General features: G+C 35.5%; 1 protein-coding gene. It reads left to right on the plus strand.

The genetic code is table 11. The annotated features are described in order from the left end of the window. Positions 1-79 precede the first annotated feature (79 nt). Positions 80-1369 (plus strand): SLC13 family permease, encoded by a 1290-nt coding sequence (locus X926_RS09210; protein ID WP_103065876.1) that lies wholly within the window; start codon positions 80-82, stop codon positions 1367-1369. Positions 1370-1486: the final 117 nt, after the last annotated feature.

Raw genomic sequence — 1486 nt, forward strand, 5'->3', positions numbered from 1 at the left:
GGCTGCGGGGCGAAGGGGCGCTATTTATAAAGTTCTTAAAAACAGTAAAAATAATAACATCAGGAGGAACCTTTAATTTATGTCACCAAGTGAACTAGTAACCCTTATAGTATTCGCTGTAGTATTGTTTTTTATCATCACCCACAAAATTAACAGAACCATTGTTGCCATGTTAGGAGCTTCGGTGCTTATTATATTCGGAGTTTTTCCGGACGAAATTGAAGCCATAAGAAATTATATCGATTTCAACACCCTTCTTTTACTGCTCGGGATGATGTTATTTGTAAGCGTTATTCGTAGAACTGGCCTTTTTTCATATGTAGGTATTAAGACTTTGAAAATATTTGGGCATAACGGATACATGTTGTTTATTTCCTTAACTTTTTTGGTTGCATTAATTTCAGGTTTCATTGATAATGTTACTACGATACTTGTTTTTATACCTATTACCTTTGCTATAACGGATTCTTTAAAAATCAATTATTTCCCTTATGTTTTAGGGGAAATTTTTGCATCGAACATTGGAGGTATGGCAACCATCATTGGTGATCCACCCAATATTATGATAGCTTCAGCTGCAGGATTTTCCTTTTCAGAATTTGCTTTAGTTATGTACCCAATTGCAATAATGAATCTCTTGTTCATGGATATGCTTTTTATATTCATTTTTAAAAAAGATCTTCAAATCAAATTTGATAAAGAGAGTATAAAAAGTTTTGATACGTCCCATTTGATCGAAGATAAAAGAAGATTTTTCCTGTCCATAATTCTTTTTGTAAGTGTAATAATCGCTTTTTCTACTCAACACTTTTTAGGTTTGGAGAGTTCTACTATTGCAATAGTAGCAGGATTCTTCTCTTTACTACTATTAGCGCCAAATCAGGTGAGGGATACTTTGAATGAAGTTGAGTGGGAAAGTCTTTTATTCTTTTTTGGTTTATTTCTCATTACAGGGGCGATGGAAGAAACAGGACTGATAGCTAATTTATCCGATGTCATGGTAAAAGTTGCTGGAGATTCGGTAAAATCTTTCACTTTGTTTATTTTACCAGTTGCTAGCTTAATTTCAGGATTCATTGATAATATTCCTTTTACAGCGACTATGATTCCCGTTGTTCAACATTTACAAGTAGTGCAACCCGGTATTTTCAGTAATTTAGATCCGGTGTGGTATTCTCTTGCAATGGGTGCGTGTTTGGGTGGGAATGCAACTTCCATCGGTGCATCCGCAAATATAATTGGACTCGCGATGTTAACCCAGTTCAAGAATAAAACTATCTTGTTCAAAGATTTTGCTAAATACGGATTTTTACTTGTTTTAGGAAATATAGTTATCTCAGAAATTTATTTATTATTATTGTTTTTCTAGAAACTCTAGGATGGATTACAAGAAGAAGCCATACTTGCCAGTCCCTTATGGGCAAGTCAAGGAGTGGGGGCCTAGACTCCTTCATCCTTAGAGGGCGGGGAGCGGGGCAAGGGGCGC

It is taken from the genome of Petrotoga sp. HWHPT.55.6.3, assembly GCF_002895495.1.
In the GTDB taxonomy this organism is placed as follows: Bacteria; Thermotogota; Thermotogae; order Petrotogales; family Petrotogaceae; genus Petrotoga; species Petrotoga mobilis.